General features: G+C 48.7%; 16 protein-coding genes. 11 read left to right on the top strand and 5 right to left on the bottom strand.

The features are described 5' to 3' along the window. Positions 1 to 237 precede the first annotated feature (237 nt). Positions 238 to 612 carry a DUF6841 family protein gene (locus L2725_RS12160; RefSeq protein WP_249249202.1) on the top strand — a complete coding sequence of 125 codons (375 nt, stop codon included), beginning with the start codon at positions 238 to 240 and terminating at the stop codon, positions 610 to 612. 12 nt (positions 613 to 624) lie between these two features. After that, positions 625 to 1,497, top strand: coding sequence for a hypothetical protein (locus tag L2725_RS12155; RefSeq protein ID WP_249249201.1), 873 nt, complete (start codon positions 625 to 627; stop codon positions 1,495 to 1,497). Between the two features lie 44 nt (positions 1,498 to 1,541). On the opposite strand, the gene L2725_RS12150 is transcribed toward L2725_RS12155, so the two are convergent. Next, positions 1,542 to 2,432 (bottom strand): LysR substrate-binding domain-containing protein, encoded by an 891-nt coding sequence (locus tag L2725_RS12150; protein ID WP_249249200.1) that lies wholly within the window; start codon positions 2,430 to 2,432, stop codon positions 1,542 to 1,544. 109 nt (positions 2,433 to 2,541) lie between these two features. Here L2725_RS12150 and L2725_RS12145 point away from each other — a divergent pair, with 109 nt between their 5' ends. Continuing rightward, positions 2,542 to 2,847 carry a hypothetical protein gene (locus L2725_RS12145; protein WP_249249199.1) on the top strand — a complete coding sequence of 102 codons (306 nt, stop codon included), beginning with the start codon at positions 2,542 to 2,544 and terminating at the stop codon, positions 2,845 to 2,847. Positions 2,848 to 2,941: 94 nt separating this feature from the next. After that, complete coding sequence (locus L2725_RS12140) at positions 2,942 to 3,325, top strand: hypothetical protein (protein ID WP_249249197.1); 384 nt, start codon at positions 2,942 to 2,944, stop codon at positions 3,323 to 3,325. 16 nt (positions 3,326 to 3,341) lie between these two features. Here L2725_RS12140 and L2725_RS12135 read toward each other — a convergent pair whose 3' ends face one another. Further along, entirely contained in the window at positions 3,342 to 5,201 is a 1,860-nt protein-coding gene (locus tag L2725_RS12135) for a sensor domain-containing diguanylate cyclase (protein ID WP_249249196.1), read from the bottom strand. A gap of 401 nt (positions 5,202 to 5,602) precedes the next feature. Between L2725_RS12135 and L2725_RS12130 the strand changes: the two genes are divergently transcribed. The 4 genes from L2725_RS12130 to L2725_RS12115 all read left to right on the top strand — a co-directional run bounded on the left by L2725_RS12130 (position 5,603) and on the right by L2725_RS12115 (position 10,930). Continuing rightward, positions 5,603 to 7,414, top strand: a complete 1,812-nt coding sequence (locus L2725_RS12130; RefSeq protein WP_249249195.1) for a hypothetical protein — start codon at positions 5,603 to 5,605, stop codon at positions 7,412 to 7,414. Between the two features lie 334 nt (positions 7,415 to 7,748). Next, on the top strand, positions 7,749 to 8,375 hold the full coding sequence (locus tag L2725_RS12125) for a hypothetical protein (RefSeq protein ID WP_249249193.1): 627 nt from the start codon (positions 7,749 to 7,751) through the stop codon (positions 8,373 to 8,375). A 595-nt stretch (positions 8,376 to 8,970) separates the two neighbouring features. Beyond that, positions 8,971 to 9,630: a DUF2799 domain-containing protein gene (locus tag L2725_RS12120; RefSeq protein WP_249249192.1), complete on the top strand. Its 660-nt coding sequence runs from the start codon at positions 8,971 to 8,973 to the stop codon at positions 9,628 to 9,630. Between the two features lie 43 nt (positions 9,631 to 9,673). Continuing rightward, positions 9,674 to 10,930 (top strand): DUF3137 domain-containing protein, encoded by a 1,257-nt coding sequence (locus L2725_RS12115; protein ID WP_249249191.1) that lies wholly within the window; start codon positions 9,674 to 9,676, stop codon positions 10,928 to 10,930. Here L2725_RS12115 and L2725_RS12110 read toward each other — a convergent pair. Together L2725_RS12110 and L2725_RS12105 are read right to left on the bottom strand one after the other, a co-directional pair. Next, positions 10,927 to 11,325 carry a hypothetical protein gene (locus tag L2725_RS12110; RefSeq protein WP_249249190.1) on the bottom strand — a complete coding sequence of 133 codons (399 nt, stop codon included), beginning with the start codon at positions 11,323 to 11,325 and terminating at the stop codon, positions 10,927 to 10,929. The genes L2725_RS12115 and L2725_RS12110 overlap by 4 nt on opposite strands. A 13-nt stretch (positions 11,326 to 11,338) precedes the next feature. Beyond that, positions 11,339 to 12,016, bottom strand: coding sequence for a biotin/lipoyl-containing protein (locus L2725_RS12105; RefSeq protein ID WP_249249187.1), 678 nt, complete (start codon positions 12,014 to 12,016; stop codon positions 11,339 to 11,341). A gap of 194 nt (positions 12,017 to 12,210) precedes the next feature. On the opposite strand from L2725_RS12105, the gene L2725_RS12100 reads away from it, so the two are divergent. The 3 genes from L2725_RS12100 (at position 12,211) to uvrB (ending at position 16,173) form a co-directional block, all read left to right on the top strand. Further along, a complete protein-coding gene (locus L2725_RS12100; protein ID WP_249249185.1) occupies positions 12,211 to 13,524 on the top strand; it encodes a DUF3137 domain-containing protein in 1,314 nt (437 codons plus the stop codon). Beyond that, positions 13,525 to 14,088 (top strand): LemA family protein, encoded by a 564-nt coding sequence (locus L2725_RS12095; RefSeq protein ID WP_115137602.1) that lies wholly within the window; start codon positions 13,525 to 13,527, stop codon positions 14,086 to 14,088. It abuts the gene before it with no gap. A 108-nt stretch (positions 14,089 to 14,196) separates the two neighbouring features. Beyond that, positions 14,197 to 16,173 carry an excinuclease ABC subunit UvrB gene (gene uvrB / locus L2725_RS12090; protein ID WP_249249184.1) on the top strand — a complete coding sequence of 659 codons (1,977 nt, stop codon included), beginning with the start codon at positions 14,197 to 14,199 and terminating at the stop codon, positions 16,171 to 16,173. A gap of 32 nt (positions 16,174 to 16,205) precedes the next feature. Here the strand turns inward: uvrB and L2725_RS12085 are convergent, their stop codons facing one another. Beyond that, positions 16,206 to 16,553 (bottom strand): 50S ribosome-binding protein YggL, encoded by a 348-nt coding sequence (locus L2725_RS12085; RefSeq protein WP_249249183.1) that lies wholly within the window; start codon positions 16,551 to 16,553, stop codon positions 16,206 to 16,208. Positions 16,554 to 16,564: the final 11 nt, after the last annotated feature.

The following is a 16,564-nucleotide window of genomic DNA, read 5'->3' as shown; positions in this document are numbered from 1 at the left end:
ACCGGCAGTATGATGTACGGTAAAAGTAAGTGTGTTTTATTAGATAAATTATGGTTCGCTCTCTTCTTGACTTCTATTTTCCAAAGAGTGGAATTTACACAATGTCCAGGATCTCTTCATTACTTGGCTGTAAGTTAAGGCTCAGATCCAGTCCACCAAGATAGACCAGACTTATAAATTTGGATTACCTTGCAAAGCCACATAGCTAAATATTCATGAAACAGGAAAGTCGGGAGTATGGAAGAACTTCTAACTAGTTATGCATTAGCATTCGATAAGTTGGATCCCCAGCTTATTGCAAATCTATATCGACTGCCGTGTGCAATTTCTGATGCTGATGGCGTACAGACCTTCACTGACAGATCGACTTTGGTGACCAAATTCCGAGAGAATTGTGAGGTATTGCGCCAACTTGGCTACCAGAAAGCAAAGTTTAATGTTCACAGTTCTGAACACCTTAGTGACAATGAGGTAGTTGTCCATGTTGGCTGGCGAGTTAATACCAGCATCTCTGACATTGATTTTCGAGCCTTTTACATTTGCCATCAAGTTGAACGACGTTGGTTTTTATATAGCGCCAATGTTTATCCAGGGAGCTTTTACAGTCCTTAACAACAAGTGACAGTGGCATTTCTCTGGATCTTGCTTCAAGCTGGAGTTCCAATCGCAATGGCAAAGTGCCGGTCACAGCCAGAACAGGCTTGGCATGAACCGACTGATGCGGTGAACCAGATGGAGAAGGGAATGAACAAGATCACAGCCAGCAGTCTGTTTGCTTTGTCATCGGTGACTGCACTCGCAGGCTGCGGTAACAGTAATGAGCCTGAGTATTCGAAGAGGATTACAGAGTGCCTGGAAGCTGCTCACGATGCGACGAGTTCGAGTGGCACGGTATTGTTCTTTAAGAACCCAATCCGAACGTGTCTGGATAACCGTCTGGCGCAGCAAACATTACCGGCAATCTCTTTTGTTGACGGTGACAACCGTCAGATTTACCTGAGTAGCATTGAAAAGCCATTGGTTATTCAGGTGCTTTCAAATGAACACAGTGCCTCAACATTTGAAAGGGAATATTTAAATGAGATGGTGCCGCAATACAGCGACAAAATAGACTTTATATTTGTTGTTAATCGGGACCAGGAAATCCCCAGAATGTGTTCTTCCCAACTCTATCGGGCTAAGTCGGTAGAAGAGTGCACGCCGTTTGAATATAGCAAGCAGGCCAAGCTCGTTTACTTTGATAAAGAGCGAGTTGAGGCTCTTGAGCCAGGACTCGGATATCTCATCAGTGGATTGCGGGCAACTGAGTTTCCAACCACTTATTACGTCAACAAAGACAAGACGATATTTAAGCTGGAAACCATTGAAGATATTCTGGTGAGCTCAAACGTGATTTATAAGGTATCACCGGGAAAGTCTGACGAGGCGGTGGCCCGTTCGAGCTTCGAGCAAAGGGTTCCCGAGACACTGGCAATGCTTGTTGAATACAACCAATAATCTGGCCATCCACTTTCTTTATGGGCTCGCCTGGGGGCTGAGGCTTAACTCACATTGGTGCTCATTTGCTCCATCAGCCAGCGACGGAATTGCTCCACCTTGGGCCAGCGGAAATGGCTTTCGGGGGCGACGAGGAAGTATCTGAACTGGCAGGTGATCTCAAAGTCGGTGATCTGTTCAAGTTGTCCCAGTTCAATCAAAGGGGCGATAAGCTGGCGGCGCAGCATGGCGATCCCTTGTCCTGCCTGGGTGGCCTGCACCACCAGAGCGGCGTTATCGATAGACAGAAACTCGGGGATATCTTGCTGAGCGATCTCATGATGGTCGAACAGGGCCTGCCAGGCGCGTTCTGCGTCGGGACAAACATCCATAATCAACTTCTGCCTGATTAGCTGCTCTCTCAGCGGCTTGCTGGTATCTATGGTGCCGGGTTTGCAGGCCAGCAGTACGCTGTCTTCCGACAGGCATTCGCTTTTCAAGTTAGGGTAATCGCCGTAGCCAAAGCGGATCCCCAAATCTGTATCTCCTACATCGAACTGCACCAGACTATCGCTGGGTTCCAGCCGGAGCTTTATATCCGGGTGGTGCTTCTGAAAGTCGCTCAATCTGGGCATCAACCAACAGTGGGCGAAAGAGCTGAGTACCGACAGGTTAAGGACGTTGGGTCTGGGGTCTCGCTGGAAGCAGGCAACACCTTGCTCCAGGCTGCCAATTCCGCTCACTACATAGGGGAGTAGCTGCTTTCCTTCCGGGGTAAGTTCTATCTGGCGCACTTTACGCAGGAATAGCTGACATCCCAGATGTTGCTCCAGTGATTTAATCTGCTGACTGACGGCAGCCTGGGTGACATAAAGCTGTTGGGCCGCCGTTTTCAGGCTGCCGCTTTGGGCGACGTGCTTAAAGTAGAGCAGGCTTTTGAGCGGAGGAAGCTTCATAACATACTTAAGATTTTCTTACCTGTGATTAAATTTAAAGCGTTTGCCAGGGTTAAGCAAACGGCGCAACACTCATTGCTGTTGATTACAGAGAAAGGAGTGATACGCCATGAGAATGTTTGCTTTTATGTTGTTTGTTTTGTCATTCCCACTATTGGCTGATAACCCACTGCCCGTCGAACGGCTGGATACCGATGAGGGCTATCCGTATAAAAACTTAATTATGCGGGCGCAGCGGGTCGAGCTTATATACAGCGAACTGGGCAACAGGGTTGAATGCCGGGTGACTGTAATGATGCCCGATGGCAGCTTCGAGGGCGAAAAGCGGGAGGTCAGTGCCAAATCCTTCCACCGTAAGCCAATGCAAAGCTGTATGGACAGAGATAAGGCAAAACAGCTGCTGACCCGGTTGTAATGGGCTGGGTCTGAGTGGCGCAGTAAGTATGTATTTTAGGGGGTAGTGTGAGTGGGTTAGCTTTTATGGAAGAATGCAAAACGAAGGGGTCGTAATGAAAGCTCACTTGGGTTTGTTGTGTTTATGCCTGCTCAGTGTGGCAGGCACGGTGAAAGCCGAGGCCAGTCTCAGTGGCATTCAGTCAAACATGTTTGACGAACTCTTTTCAGCCTATGCCGAGAGTAGCATTGTCAATTTTGGTGGAAAGCTGGCGTTGCCCGAAATCCCGAAGAATGCGGCTGCTTTGATTGAGAACCGCAAGATAATGATTCCTGACGAGCTACCTTCAGGCCGTTTTTGTGGCTATGTTGAGGCTCGAAGAATTGCCCATAAGTATATTCAGGTCAGTTTTCAGGGGAGGCCAAACAACTCTTCTGTTCTTTCCCCTTATGCCAAATTCGCTGACTCAGATTACTGGCAGGTTATCTATCCTGAATAAGTCTGGCTGAACCCGACTAATTCAACATTTCTCCACGACAGATTTTTGCCAGTACGCAGCGCAGGTGTTCGGCTTTACCGTTGCGACTGGTGCCCGGATTGCCTTGTGCCATTTGGGTCAGGGTGTCAGGTATTAACCGGGCAGGCATCGCCTTGGCGAAGTACCAGCCCTGGATCAGGTCGATTCCCATATCACTCAGCCAATCCAGGTCGTCCTGAGACTCAACCCCTTCAACCAGAAGCGGCAGATTCATGGAGTCAGCCGTACCCTTGATTAAACGCAGCAGAGCGGCCACATGTTCATTCAGTGATACGCCGTGAACAAACTGACGATCGACCTTCAGCAGATGGCAGTCGATATTGGCAATGGTGCCAATATTGGAAGTGCCTGTGCCAAAGTCATCAATGGCGATGTTGAAACCCAAATGCCTCAGTGAGCTGATGTGATTGGAGAGCATTTTGTCGTCAAGAGGCAGGCCATCCTCGGTGATTTCCAACTCTATTTCTTCTGCAGTTATTCCAGTGCGTTGAAGGATCTCTGCCATTTCCCTTTCAAGGTGTTCCGTCAGCAGCGTGGTGCGGGAGATATTGGTCGAGATTCTTGGAACCTTAAGGCCCTGACTTTTCCAGTTGGCGATATCTTCACACACTTTTCTAAACATCAGGATATCCAGCACCGGCGTCATTCCCATGTCCTCAACCAGCTTTAGCACCTGCCAAACTGCGGTGTTCTGGAAGTGGGAGTTATGCCAGCGAAGCAGCGCCTCAAAACCGACGATTTCTCCACTGCTCATATCTATTTGAGGTTGATAGTAAGGGGTGAGGTAGTTGTCGCTTTCATCCTGGTGCAGGGAAGCTCTGATATCCATGGCCATCTGCTGATTGGGTGTCAGGCCATCCTGAAAATGCACATTGGCCACGCCACTGCGCTTCTTTTTGGTTGAGGCCAGCTCGGCCATATCCGTTAGTGCGGCAGCGTTTGCTTCATTGGAGTAGGCGGATGCGACCCCTATGTTAACCGTGGTAGAGATAGTGATACCTGAGAGTGTTATGGGTACTGAAAGTATCGACAGCAGGTTGGAGACATCTGCACGACTGTCTTTGCCAAAGCAGGCAAAAAAGAAATTACCCCGGCCGAAGTGAGCCAGTAACCAGCGTGAGTTATTCCAATCAATAATCCGTTTGGAGATGATCTCCAGCAGTTCGTCCCGGAAGTCTGCCCCATAAATATTGGTCACGTGCCTTAGCCTTTGCACATGAATGGACCCGACTGACACTTTCTCTGATTTTTGGTTCATCAATCCCTGCAATCGGCGGATGAAACTGGTGCGGTTAGGCAGTTGTGTGACTTCGCAGTTATAGATATCGCCAAGGAATTGAGCCACATAGGCACTCATACTCTTGAGTATGGTCTTCATGTCTTCGGTCAGCTCAACAGGCTTGGTATCCATGATCCACAACGTACCGATGGCAAACCCCTGTTTGCCATAAAAAGGTGCCGCGGCATAAAAGCGGATGTTGGGGGCATCCTGTACCAGAGGATTGGTTTTAAAGTCGGAGTCGACCAAGGTATTGGGCACGGCAAACAGTTCCTGATTGCAGTCAATGGCTTTGGCACAAAAAGCCCCTTCTCTGGGCAGGCTGGAGGCTTCAATACCATGGTGCGCTTTTATCCATATATGGTTACTGTCGACCAGGCTGACGCCTGAAAAGGGCACTTTGCAAAGACTCGCCAGCAGTGTTGAAAGGGCGGTTAGACTCGAATCGTTTTGTTGGACGACAGCCATATAGTGTTCAACTTCTTTCACTCTGAGTTGTTCGCACTGGGCTCTGTCCAGCTCCACATTGTCTGTTTGACATATCGCTTCGTTGATCACTGGCCGCTCCTCAAGCACTCTACGCAGTTTTATTTTCAGTATAGACGCTGGATTGCGGGCGCTTGGGATATGTGACATCTAACGTAAATCACGTGCCTGGCGAGCTGAATTTGCTGCCGTTGAACTGGTGTCTGTGTTCGTGTCATATCTTTAATGTGATGTTTTTAAGTCTCTGTTTTATTGACATCTTATGTGTTTGCTGTCCCCATTTTTTCCCAGTATCCCCCAGTTTTGCCCTTATAAGGTGTATGGGATTTGCCCCTGACGTTTGCATGCTGGCAATTGCTTTGATGAGCAATTTGAATAGCAACAGCCCCTGGCCCTATCGGCAATGTGATGTGTGGTGTCAGTTCGATGTCAGGCTGAGATTGTTGGCTGTGCGACAGCATGGAGGAGATGTTATGAAACTCAGAAGTCTCAATAGAAACTGGAAGGCCGTGTCAGCGCTGACAATGACTGCGATGGCAATAACCTGCCTGTTCCCCGAAAAGGCCCACGCAACAGATTGTCCGGGGTCAGCTCTGGCGAGTCCCAAGAACAGCAATCTGTACCTGTATTATCCAACTGTGGTGGATAACCTGTTCCCCAATTTCCAACCCGGCTATGGAGTGACTCCGGCCCAGCCGTTTGATGTGTCAGATTTAGACGGAACCATAGGTACCACGGCACAATTGAGGGATGAGGTCACTCAGGTCGTAGTGAACGATTATTGTGAGTTCAGTGTTGATGTGCGCCCTGTGACCACACTGCCGGCCATGCCTGAGCCCAGATGGCAGGTTGTGGCGATCGGTTCAGATACTTCCAGTTGGAATCCCGGCCTGTTTGGCATTGCTTCGGCCGTGGATACCAATGATAACGACCCGCAGGATCATGGTCGGGTATTCAGTCAGGCATTTGCCGCATCTTGCGCTTCGGCACTGTCGGGGACCAACTCAACACTGGGGCGTTGGGCTTACGCCATTGGCGGCACAACCAGCCATGAAGCCGGGCACAATTATGGGCTGGCTCATGGCAACTCTTCGGCCCTGCCGGGGGAAACACCCACCAACTCGCATATATTGGCAACCGGCTCTACCGGCCTGACCTGCGGTGGCCGGGTTGTGGATCGTCATTTCAGTGATACCAGCTACAGTATTCTTGGTCATAACGTCGGGCTCAACTCGATGACGTTGCACAACTGGGACTTTGTGAATCCCAACGGTGCTCCGGCCCATGCGATGAAGATCAAAATCCTCAGCAGCTCTTCTTCACTGAATATGAACTGGGTATACCTCTGGACTATGGCGCCATGGGATACGCCAACCATATCCGGCCCGCTGGGAACACAAACCTATCAGGGCACCAGCTACAACGTATTTGAGCTGCACTATTCCACACCCAAGTCCTGGAGTGGTGGGGCTGATGGCGTAGTGCCGCCCGGCAGTATTTTCCATCTGGGCGCGACCTTTGATGAGAACGTGATTGTGGTCGATACCCAGCTGTTTGACTCCAGCAACAACCTGATGACCCTGGCACCCAGGATCCCCAGCTATGACGTGGGTGATATCAATGTCAGCAATGGTAACTTTGAGATTGCATTGAGTAACCTGGAGCCTGAACGGCCGATGATTATCAGAGACCTGCGGGTACAGTTACTGCCTCGTACCGCTGCGGTTGAGTCCATGATGCGTAATCAGGAGCCATTCTTCTTTGCCGGGGATGAAAGGGTTGGTATTGAGCCGGTTAGAAATGTGCCGATTTTGTGGGAACGTGAGCAGCAAAAGGAGTTTGAACTCACCGAGGAGCCCATGGTTATTCCTGTGGCGAATCTGGCCAATGGCCGTAACGTCGACATTATTTACGAGAATGACCCTGATTGTGACAAAGAGTCCCGTGCCCGTATGGAGTCGGAAGCTGATGCCAACATAGGAATGCCGGAAGTGCATTACTGTAAAGAGGGGAGCGCACTGGGACTGTTCCCTGCGACCCGGGTTTATATCACGGCAACTGTTATCGAGCCGGATGTTGAGCAGTGGGATCCTGAGCGTCGCGAGTACGTCAGTGGTCCTCTGGAAACCCGTATCTTCTTCCAAACCGAAGGTGTTATCCCGGATCTGAACCGCAATGGCACAGATGACCTGCTGGATATTCGTTATGGTGAATCCAGAGACAGAAATAAAAACGGCATAGTGGATGAAGTCGAGCGCAGAAGGGAGCGAAGAAACGCTCGCTAAACCTGAAAAAACGCCCGGTACATCGGGCGTTTTATTTTGTGTTTCGTCTTTTGGATTGAACGAAGCAATATAATAATGCGAAAAATAATTGTGACGTGTTGAGTCTATAGATTCTAATTACTTAATTGTGAGTAATTGTATGATTATATTGGGTGGCAATTAAGTTCCGCTATATTTTTCGTACGGCAATTGGTTTCCGTTGGTTTGATGCTTAATTTTGCGAAGCTATGTGGGGTGAATGATATTATTGCTCTAGATTCATAAGCATAGATTTTAGACGTGTGTACTGGCATGAGAGTTGCTCATGTTCTCTTGGAATAATTAAGGGGGAATTATGTACATATCAAATAATCAAGCTGCTTATATACATAGCTTAGAACAAAGTTCATCTAATATTCAGGCAAAAGAAAAGCAAAATGTGAATGACATTGAAACATTGATGCTTAACCAGGACGAAAGTATTCAAATCTCCGGTATTGGCATGAGCTTGGGGGCTTTGGCTGAGGGAAGAGAGCTGTTTCAAATGCAGAGCGGAATTCCTAAGGCTCTCACTGAAGAAGAGCAACAGCAAGAGAGCGAAATTCATAAGAAAATTGACGACATTATGAGTAAGTATTTCAAGCCACCGAGTGAAGATGAGCAAAAGGAACTTGCAGATATCTTCAGTAAGATAGATGCTATTTTTGCAGATGGCGAAGTGACTGCCGATGAGAGTAAGCAGTTGAATGCGCTTACTCGCAAACTGGATGAGTCCCATAGTCGAGACGTTGACCTGGAAAGTATGTCCGAAGAAGATAAGAAAGCACTGGATGAGCTATTTGCATCTCTGGATAAGCTATATGGCTTTGACCAACTGAAAAAAGAAGATGTTGATTCAATCAATAATACGATGAAAATGATAGACGAGTTACTGGCTAAACTGGAAAAACAAATAGATGAATCCCAGAATAGCTATAAGTAATAACTGTCGGGATAATTCAAGGACGTAATCTGAGTTGCTATATATCATCAATGTTTCGGTAGTTTTCGTATATCGCTAGAAAAGGCAGTTTTAGAATCAAGAGATGTCTGCTTGTTGCCTTTATATAGCTAATCGATTGTTTGTCGCTCATTGTCAGTAATGAACGACAATTTTTTTGTTGTCACATTTTGCTATTTACACGCTGAGACAAATAGTTATCTGTCTCAATTTTTTCGCGGTACTAAAACAGCATAAGCATTGCTGACCGCGCTGCTCCGCATATTTGGTCATGTGTTATTGCTTCAGTGATTCAAGCTTTTGAAACAACAGAGCTATGGCCCGACGTTTATTGGCATGTTGGCTACGCTCGCTGAACCTGAAAAAACGCCCGTAGAATCGGGCGTTTTTTATTGGAGCTTAGGTAGTGCTCCTTATAACAAAATCTGCCTGTTAGAAGCCAAAATGGAAGAATGGGTAATGGTCGCCAATCTGCACTTTCTATAGGGTTAGCAACTGACTCCTGTCGGGCCATTCAGCCAACTTAGTAGTTGGTGTGAGTGAAGACGTTTAATCAATAATAAGATCAAGGAATAGCATGAGATTTATTACCCTGATAGCTGTGCTGTCGATGTTGACAGCCTGTTCCTCCCTATCTGTTGAGGACTGTGCAAACACGGATTGGCAGGCTCGTGGTTACGATGAAGCCAAGAGAGGATTTTCCCTTACCCAGTACGACGAGTACGCCAAAGAGTGTAAAGAGATAGGTGGCGTTATTCCCCTCAAGAGTGATTACACCACGGGGCATTACAAGGGAACTCAAGAGTTTTGTACTGCGACTTCGGGTTATGCTTTTGGCAAAAGTGGTGGTTACTACAGGGCGGTTTGCAGCGAGTGGAACCTGGACGATTCTGATTTTATGAAGGGGTATAAGCCTGGATCTGAATATTTCGCTGCAAAAAAGAAAATCGACAAGGCGATAAAAGCCTTGGAAGACCACAGAATCTCAATTGAGGATGCTTCGTTCCAGATAAGGAACAGGACAGAAAGGCTAAACAGCCCGGACTTGACCGAGCAGCAGCGACGCAGCATCCAGATTGAAATTCAGAATCAGAAAAGCCGCTACAATGATTTGAAGCGTTCAGAGCCCAGATATGTCGCCAAAATCGACACTGCCAAGGCTGAGCTTGAGTATCTTATCCAGAAACATAAGCAGCTGAATTACTGCGACTATGAAGGCTGCTTCAGCGGCTCCTGATAGCAGTATAGGAGAAGGATAGATTTACTGACGTGAAGGAAGAATGAAGCCGCAGTTCAAAGTTGTCTCGCACAATGCGAAGGTTGAGCAGAACATTGAAGCGATCCGCGATCAAGTGTCCAGCGCTGAAACTCAGCAGGATTTGGAGACAGTGATCGAAAAAGTGAGTAACCACGCTGGCCCACTGGATTATCAGGACACACTCTACCGTGTGTTTTTTGGCTCCGGTCTGGTGATGGTTATCCTGTCTATTATGGCGATGTTTGCCGATGACAGCGCGGGTAAGGTTTGGCAATCGCCTCCTGGCAGTGTGGTTATTGCAGCCTATGTGTATCTCTATCCCGTGTTGGCTCTGGCCACTCTGGGACAATGGCTGGAGGATAAGGGATATGGATTACCTGTATCTCAATCTGCCAGGGTCAGACTCGGGTGTTGGGGTGTCGCAGGCGCGCTGTTTGCTTTCATGCCCAATTGGCCACAGGAGCTGTCCTATACCATGGGGTTCAGCAGTCCGGTGACAGGACTCATGCTCTCCAATCTGGTTTTTGTCATCCTGATGTTCCCCTGGCTCAGATCCCGGGCAAACTGGCGCAAACCATTGTCAGATAAAATCTTCCTGCTGGATGCCCTGTTTAATAATCAGCTTAAAGAGGTCCCTTTCTCCAGAAAGGAAAAGGCGGATGAGTTATATGGCTTGTTCAGGGAATTTGGTCGGGGTAACCACTTGCGGGAAGTGCTTGCCCTGTATCAGGGGCGATATGAAGGCGAACAGCACAGCTTTGATTACCATCTGTATAAATTCCACTATGTTGAAAAGAAAACGGAAACCTATACCGACTCAGACGGTAAGACCCGCACCCGCACGGTAAAATATGACTACTACCGCTACGGCATATATTTGCAGTTTCCGTTTGCCAAAGGTGTTTCGTTTCAAGGGGATGGAAGAATATTCTTACGGGACAAGACCTTCAGCGGTACCTCCAATGATTTTAATCGGATCTACAAGGTTTCTACCGAAGACACCATGGACGCCGCCAGAATGCTTTCGCCCTTGCTTGAGGAGGCGCTGGTTAAATTTGGTGAGAAGTTCAGTTCACCTGTGATTGAGATTAATCGATATGGTGATATGTGCGTGGCATCGAAAGACAAGCTACTGGTGACGGAGCGAGTTAATGGGCTGGACAACCCGGACGCATTTTTGCAGGAAATCTCAGGTCACACTGAGCTTGAAGACCTGAAGCTGATGCTGGATACAGTGCATGAAATGATGCGTCTTTGCGATAACAATTTCGTCAACTAGTAAAAGACAAAACTGAAGCAAAATATCAGCCCCAGATAGCCAAGAACAAAGGCGACGTCTTCGCAAATTTCGCTGCTGGAGACAGATACTCTGGCAGCGTAAATTTCACCCGCGGCGTGAGAGAAAATCACCAGCCCCAGGTTCAGACCCGGAAAGAAATAGTAGGACATGAGTCCTTCCAAATCCCCGTCATTAAAGAAGCTGCTCCGGTCGGCTTCGCTCCAGACAAACAGAATGACCAGCCAATACAAGATGGCGATGCCGATGGCAATCACCTTGGCTGCTCGCCATTTATCGAAGTTATCTCCCATCGACAATCCGTACTCTCGAGAAGAGATAAAAGCCAGCGCCAGCAGAGGGATTAGAAAAATAAACAGTCCTGATACAGTGGCCATTGAGGTGCTCTTGTTAGTTAGCAAATATGAGATAGCCAATGACTGCTGCCAGCGCTAGTGCGCCGACGATTTTGAGCAGTGACTTGTCTATTCCCATAACAGCAGCGGGTTTTCTTGTTTGGTAACTGGTCTGTGACTTGTGGGATTGGCTGGATGAGGAGCGAATGGGTTGCTGCTCCGCGATACTCTTGCTCTGCTCTCCTGTTGTTTTCATTCGCGCGATAACCTGCTCAGGCTCTACAAAATCACCTTGGTGAACCAGGAATTCCGTTATCACTCCATCAGAGGGGGCGTTGATCCCGATCACTGCTTTATCAGTTTCAAGATCAACCAAAGGGGCATCTTTGCGAAAGGGCTCGCCGGCTTTCACGTGCAGGGCTGCAATGGTGATATTGCCGCTTTCAGGTATGGAAGGGACCTTGAGTTTTCTTTCCTCCGAGTCGTCCAGTTGTCCGGTCATCAACATGGTGGCGACCAACTCGCCTGGCTCCACAATTTCGTCTTCTTCGACAAAGTATTGGGTGACGACACCATGACAGGGAGAGCGCATTTCCATAAGCCCGTCATCGGATTCTATGACAAAAACAGGCTCCTCCTGACGGAGTTTTTGATTAACCCTGGCATTCAGTGAGTAAATTGACAGCTCACCATGATCCTCGGTGAATACCGGTACTCTGAGTTCTACTATCATCTTCTGTTATATGCAGGCAAAGGCCCTGAGTGAAGGTGCTGGCCTGATTATCTTGTTCGACTGAGGTTAGCAATGAGGCTAGCAGGAATGGAGGGGATTAAAAATCAGCCATTTATACCGATTTATCTTATTGTCATCTTAACCGTTTCATCTGTAAGATTTTTGTTTCATGTTGCACGGGGTGATGCAAGCAGTTGGAGGGAACACAGCTGAATAATAAGGCGGCCAATTCATACAATGCTCAGGTGCGCAGAAACATAGCGCGCATTCGCGAGGCGATTGAGCTGGCTCGGGATCAGGATGATCTCATCAGAGTGATTAATGATGTGGCTGATCACAGAGGGCCTCTGGACTATCGGGATACCTGGTACAGGGTGTTGTTCGGACTGTCACTCTCTATGGTGTTGTCGGCACTGCTGATATTTGTATGGGGCTCAGAACTCTGGTCCTGGCTGGATAAGTCGATTTACTTCTATGTTTTTAGCCTGGACCTTTGGTATCCGGCGGCACTGTTGGTCACAGTCGGTCATCTGTTGGAAGACAGGGATATTGCCTTACCTTTTCCCGCAGTCATGTGGGGACGAATGCTGATATGGGCCGCCATTGGCTTTGTGATTCCCCTGAACCCCAACTGGTTTGATTTCTTTTGGGGTACTCTGATTGACTCCCTGGCAAGTTTATTGGGGACTGAAGACCCCGTAGTCGGTGTATTGCTTCTTAACCTGTTACCCGCCGTGCTGATGCTGTTTTGGCTGATAAAACGCAGCCGTTGGCGTGCGGGCTTATCTGACAAAATCTATCTGAAAGATGCGCTGTTAAACAATAACCTTCAGTCGGAAGCTGTGTACGGTAAAGGTATGGCCGGGGAGCTGAGTGAGCGCTTTTGCGAGTTCCGGCGGGGTAACGAACAGCAGGAGATCAAGGCCCTGTATAAAGGCCACTATGAAGGGAGCCAGTACAGCTTTGATTATCAGCTGTATACCTTCCATTATGTGGTGAAACGAAAGGAAAACCGATTGGGATCCGGTGGCCGCCGGACAACTCAAACGGTGACGATTGAAAACAATCGATACGGTATCTTGCTTCAGTTTCCTTTTGCCAGGGGCATCTGCCTTTCAGGTGACTGTGATATCAAGCCCGCCGGCGAAGCCTACACTGGCGCATCCAATGTGTTTAACCGGGTGTTTAAGGTTTATGCATTGGACCCTTTAGCGGCGGCAAGGCTGCTGACTCCTGTGTTGGAAGAGAAGCTGGCCATGTTGGGGCAGCACTTTCTCGGCCCTGTGGTTGAAATCGCAATCGACGGTAGCTTGTGCGTGGCGGTGAATAAAGAGCTGTTACCGGTAAGACGTAAATTCGGCCTGGACAGGCCAGAAATTTTTGCCAAAGAGATCGCCAGGCATACCGAACTGAAGGAACTGGATCTGTTGTTGGATACAGTGCACGAAATGATGCGTCTGAGTGATAACAATTTTGAAGGACGCTCAGTAGGAGAGAAGGAGAGTTAGATGGAGATGATTATCGGGATTGGCATATTGGTCGTATTGGTGGGGACCTGTATTGGGCTCTATAACGGCATTATTGGCAAACACAATGCTGTCGACAGAGCCTGGGCATCGGTACTGACTCAGGAGCGCCAGAAGAATAAAATTATTCCCATGGTTGAGCAGTTGGTTGAGCAGTATAAGTTGCATGAATCGGAAGTCCTGTCCCGGGTGACCGAGCTGCGCAGCGCCATCGCCCAGATGAGTGAAGGCGTGGATACCGATAAACTGGCGGCCACCGAACGTCAAACCAAACAGCTGTTGCAGGGATTGCAGGTCACAGTAGAGGCTTACCCTGAACTCAAAGCGTCTGACACTTACTTGCGGGTGATGGCTGAGATTAGCGAACAACAGGAGCAGGTTGGCGCCGCTATCCGTATCTTTAATGCCAATGTAGAGGACTTTAACAATGCCATTGAGATGTTCCCCGGCTCAATGGTCAACAATATGTTTGCCCATAAGCAGAAGCTGAAGAGCTTTACTGACAGTGAAGCCCAGGCGGGTTTTGAGTACAAGCCAAATCTGTAATACCAATCTCCTACGCCGATTGGTGTCAGGACTCTTCTGCTATTGACTTTGTCGCCGCAGGCGCAGTTACTTGAATGCTCAGATGTCAACTGACAAGGGGAGCATTCCATGGCAGAAGGGTCATTTCTTTTACATGCCAAACACCCACCAGCAGGGGATCAGCCTGATGCGATCGCCAGGCTAATTGACGGGATTCACCAGGGGAAAACCCATCAGACACTCAAAGGTGTCACAGGCTCAGGTAAAACTTTTACCATGGCCAATATTATTCATCGGCTGAATCGTCCCACCTTGATTCTGGCCCATAATAAAACCCTCGCGGCTCAGCTTTACCAGGAGATGCGGCGCTTTTTCCCTGAGAATGCCGTTGAGTATTTTGTCTCCTACTACGACTACTATCAGCCAGAAGTTTATATCCCCGGCAGCAACCGTTTTATCCGGAAAGACTCAGCCATCAATGCGCAATTGGAGCGCCTGCGTTTATCGACAACCAAGTCGCTGATAGAGCGTCAGGATGTGATTGTGGTGGCGTCAGTTTCCTCTGTTTATGGACTGGGCTCTCCCGACGCTTACCGGGCTTTGCAGCTGCACCTTACAGTTGGTGATGTGGTTAGCCTTGGAGAGATTGAAACGCGACTTGGACAGTTACATTACGAGCCTGCCGGCGGTGTACTGAGTCGTGGCAGCTATCGCATTCAGCCCCACAAGGTGGAGATATTCCCGGCTGACTCTGAAGTGCTGGCGATAACAGTGATATTGGATAACCAACAAACTATTACCCAACTGCAGCAAGTGGACAGCGCCACAGGGCAATTGCAGGGGGAGTTGACCCATTATCGTGTGTCTCCCAAAACCCTTTATTCGACCTCTCCTGACCAGATTGAACGTGCCTGTCGGGAGATTGAAGTGGAGCTGGAACAGCAGACTGCCAGGTTGAGTTCGCAAAATCTGATTGCCGAAGCGGCCAGACTATACGAACGAACTACCCGGGATTTGGAAATGCTGCGGCAGCAAGGGTATTGCAGCGGCATTGAAAATTACGGCTCCTATCTCACCGGGCGTGATCCCGCTCTACCTCCGACCACCCTGATGGACTATCTCCCCAAGGGAGGGCTTCTGTTTATTGATGAGTCCCACGTGATGGTTCCCCAGATACATGCCATGTTCAAGGGAGATCAGAGCCGCAAGGAAACACTTATCGATTATGGCTTCAGGCTGCCCAGTGCCAAATATAATCGACCCCTGAACTTTTCTGAGTTTGAGAAAATTAAACCGCAAACGATATTTGTGTCTGCCACTCCGGGGGAGTATGAACTTAAACGTTCCGGTGGCGTTGCGGTCGAGCAGATCATCAGACCAACGGGTCTGTTGGACCCTGAAATAGAGATAGTACCTCTGGCGGAGACCCAATCAGACCTGTTGCGTCAGATCAGAGAAAGAACGGCGCGTAACGAGAGGGTACTGATCACTACGTTAAGCAGGCGGAGTGCAGAAGAGTTATATCAGCATCTGACTGATAAAGGTATTCGCTGTCAGTACATTCACAGCGATGTGAAAACCGACGACAGAGTCGAGATCATTGGCCAGCTAAGGCGCGGCGAACTGGAGGTGCTGATTGGCATTAACCTGCTGCGTGAGGGACTGGATATCCCAGAGGCATCTTTGGTGGCCGTGTTGGAGGCTGATCATGCCGGATTTTTGCGTTCGTCTGAGGCGTTGATTCAGATAATCGGGCGGGCTGCCCGCAACGCCAACGGCAAAGCTGTGTTGTATGCCGACAAGGTGACTCCTGCGATGAAACTAGCCATGGATGAGTCGCTTGGCCGCCGGCAAAAGCAGATGGCATACAATGAGCAGCATAAGCTGAAGCCGGTCAGTTCCAGCAGGGCGATGGAGGCCGTGACCGCTCAGGGCCATCCCGATATACAGAGTGAAAACCTGTGCGCGACGCTGGCTAATTTGTGCAGTCAGATTACAGCAACAGAACATGAGCTGTTGCAGCAGGCCGCAGAGGGACAGTCTGAGAGGGTGGCAGACTTACGTTTGAAGCTGGACTCACTCTATCGGCAGTATATTTTTATGTAACGCCACAATCGGCGAATCTGATTGTTTTGACGTTAAAAGTGGTCGTGATGAACGTCCAGAGTTCCAAGGTCATTTAGCTCATTGACCTCTGGGCGTTGCTCAAGCCAGTTGAGCACCAGTTGTTTATCGGTATCACTGATTGAGCTGTAACTGCTGCCGGGCCAGATTAACGCATTCAGTTCATCTGTACCTGCATCGACACAGATAAGCAGTTTGTACTCATGCATCATATCAATCAGGTCATTCAGCAGCTGTTCTACTAAGTCCAAATCCCGGCAGCTGAGTTGGCAATGAATACGCATGCCCAGCTGCTGGAACTCCCCCAGAAAGAGCTTTTTACGCAAGCGACGCTTCTTGGTGGTGACCTTATCCAGTTTCATGAGTTCTATGC

The sequence above is a fragment of the Shewanella corallii genome, assembly GCF_023349125.1.
GTDB classification, from domain to species: domain Bacteria; phylum Pseudomonadota; class Gammaproteobacteria; order Enterobacterales; family Shewanellaceae; genus Shewanella; species Shewanella corallii.
This window is presented reverse-complemented; position numbering and strand designations above follow the sequence as displayed.

What these genes read in the sequence shown, in the direction of transcription:
- L2725_RS12160 (WP_249249202.1), top strand. Translation starts at nt 238, where the DNA reads ATGGAAGAACTTCTAACTAGTTATGCATTAGCATTCGATAAGTTGGAT.
- L2725_RS12150 (WP_249249200.1), bottom strand. Translation starts at nt 2,432, where the DNA reads ATGAAGCTTCCTCCGCTCAAAAGCCTGCTCTACTTTAAGCACGTCGCC.
- L2725_RS12145 (WP_249249199.1), top strand. Translation starts at nt 2,542, where the DNA reads ATGAGAATGTTTGCTTTTATGTTGTTTGTTTTGTCATTCCCACTATTG.
- L2725_RS12140 (WP_249249197.1), top strand. Translation starts at nt 2,942, where the DNA reads ATGAAAGCTCACTTGGGTTTGTTGTGTTTATGCCTGCTCAGTGTGGCA.
- L2725_RS12130 (WP_249249195.1), top strand. Translation starts at nt 5,603, where the DNA reads ATGAAACTCAGAAGTCTCAATAGAAACTGGAAGGCCGTGTCAGCGCTG.
- L2725_RS12125 (WP_249249193.1), top strand. Translation starts at nt 7,749, where the DNA reads ATGTACATATCAAATAATCAAGCTGCTTATATACATAGCTTAGAACAA.
- L2725_RS12120 (WP_249249192.1), top strand. Translation starts at nt 8,971, where the DNA reads ATGAGATTTATTACCCTGATAGCTGTGCTGTCGATGTTGACAGCCTGT.
- L2725_RS12115 (WP_249249191.1), top strand. Translation starts at nt 9,674, where the DNA reads ATGAAGCCGCAGTTCAAAGTTGTCTCGCACAATGCGAAGGTTGAGCAG.
- L2725_RS12110 (WP_249249190.1), bottom strand. Translation starts at nt 11,325, where the DNA reads ATGGCCACTGTATCAGGACTGTTTATTTTTCTAATCCCTCTGCTGGCG.
- L2725_RS12105 (WP_249249187.1), bottom strand. Translation starts at nt 12,016, where the DNA reads ATGATAGTAGAACTCAGAGTACCGGTATTCACCGAGGATCATGGTGAG.
- L2725_RS12095 (WP_115137602.1), top strand. Translation starts at nt 13,525, where the DNA reads ATGGAGATGATTATCGGGATTGGCATATTGGTCGTATTGGTGGGGACC.
- uvrB (WP_249249184.1), top strand. Translation starts at nt 14,197, where the DNA reads ATGGCAGAAGGGTCATTTCTTTTACATGCCAAACACCCACCAGCAGGG.
- L2725_RS12085 (WP_249249183.1), bottom strand. Translation starts at nt 16,553, where the DNA reads ATGAAACTGGATAAGGTCACCACCAAGAAGCGTCGCTTGCGTAAAAAG.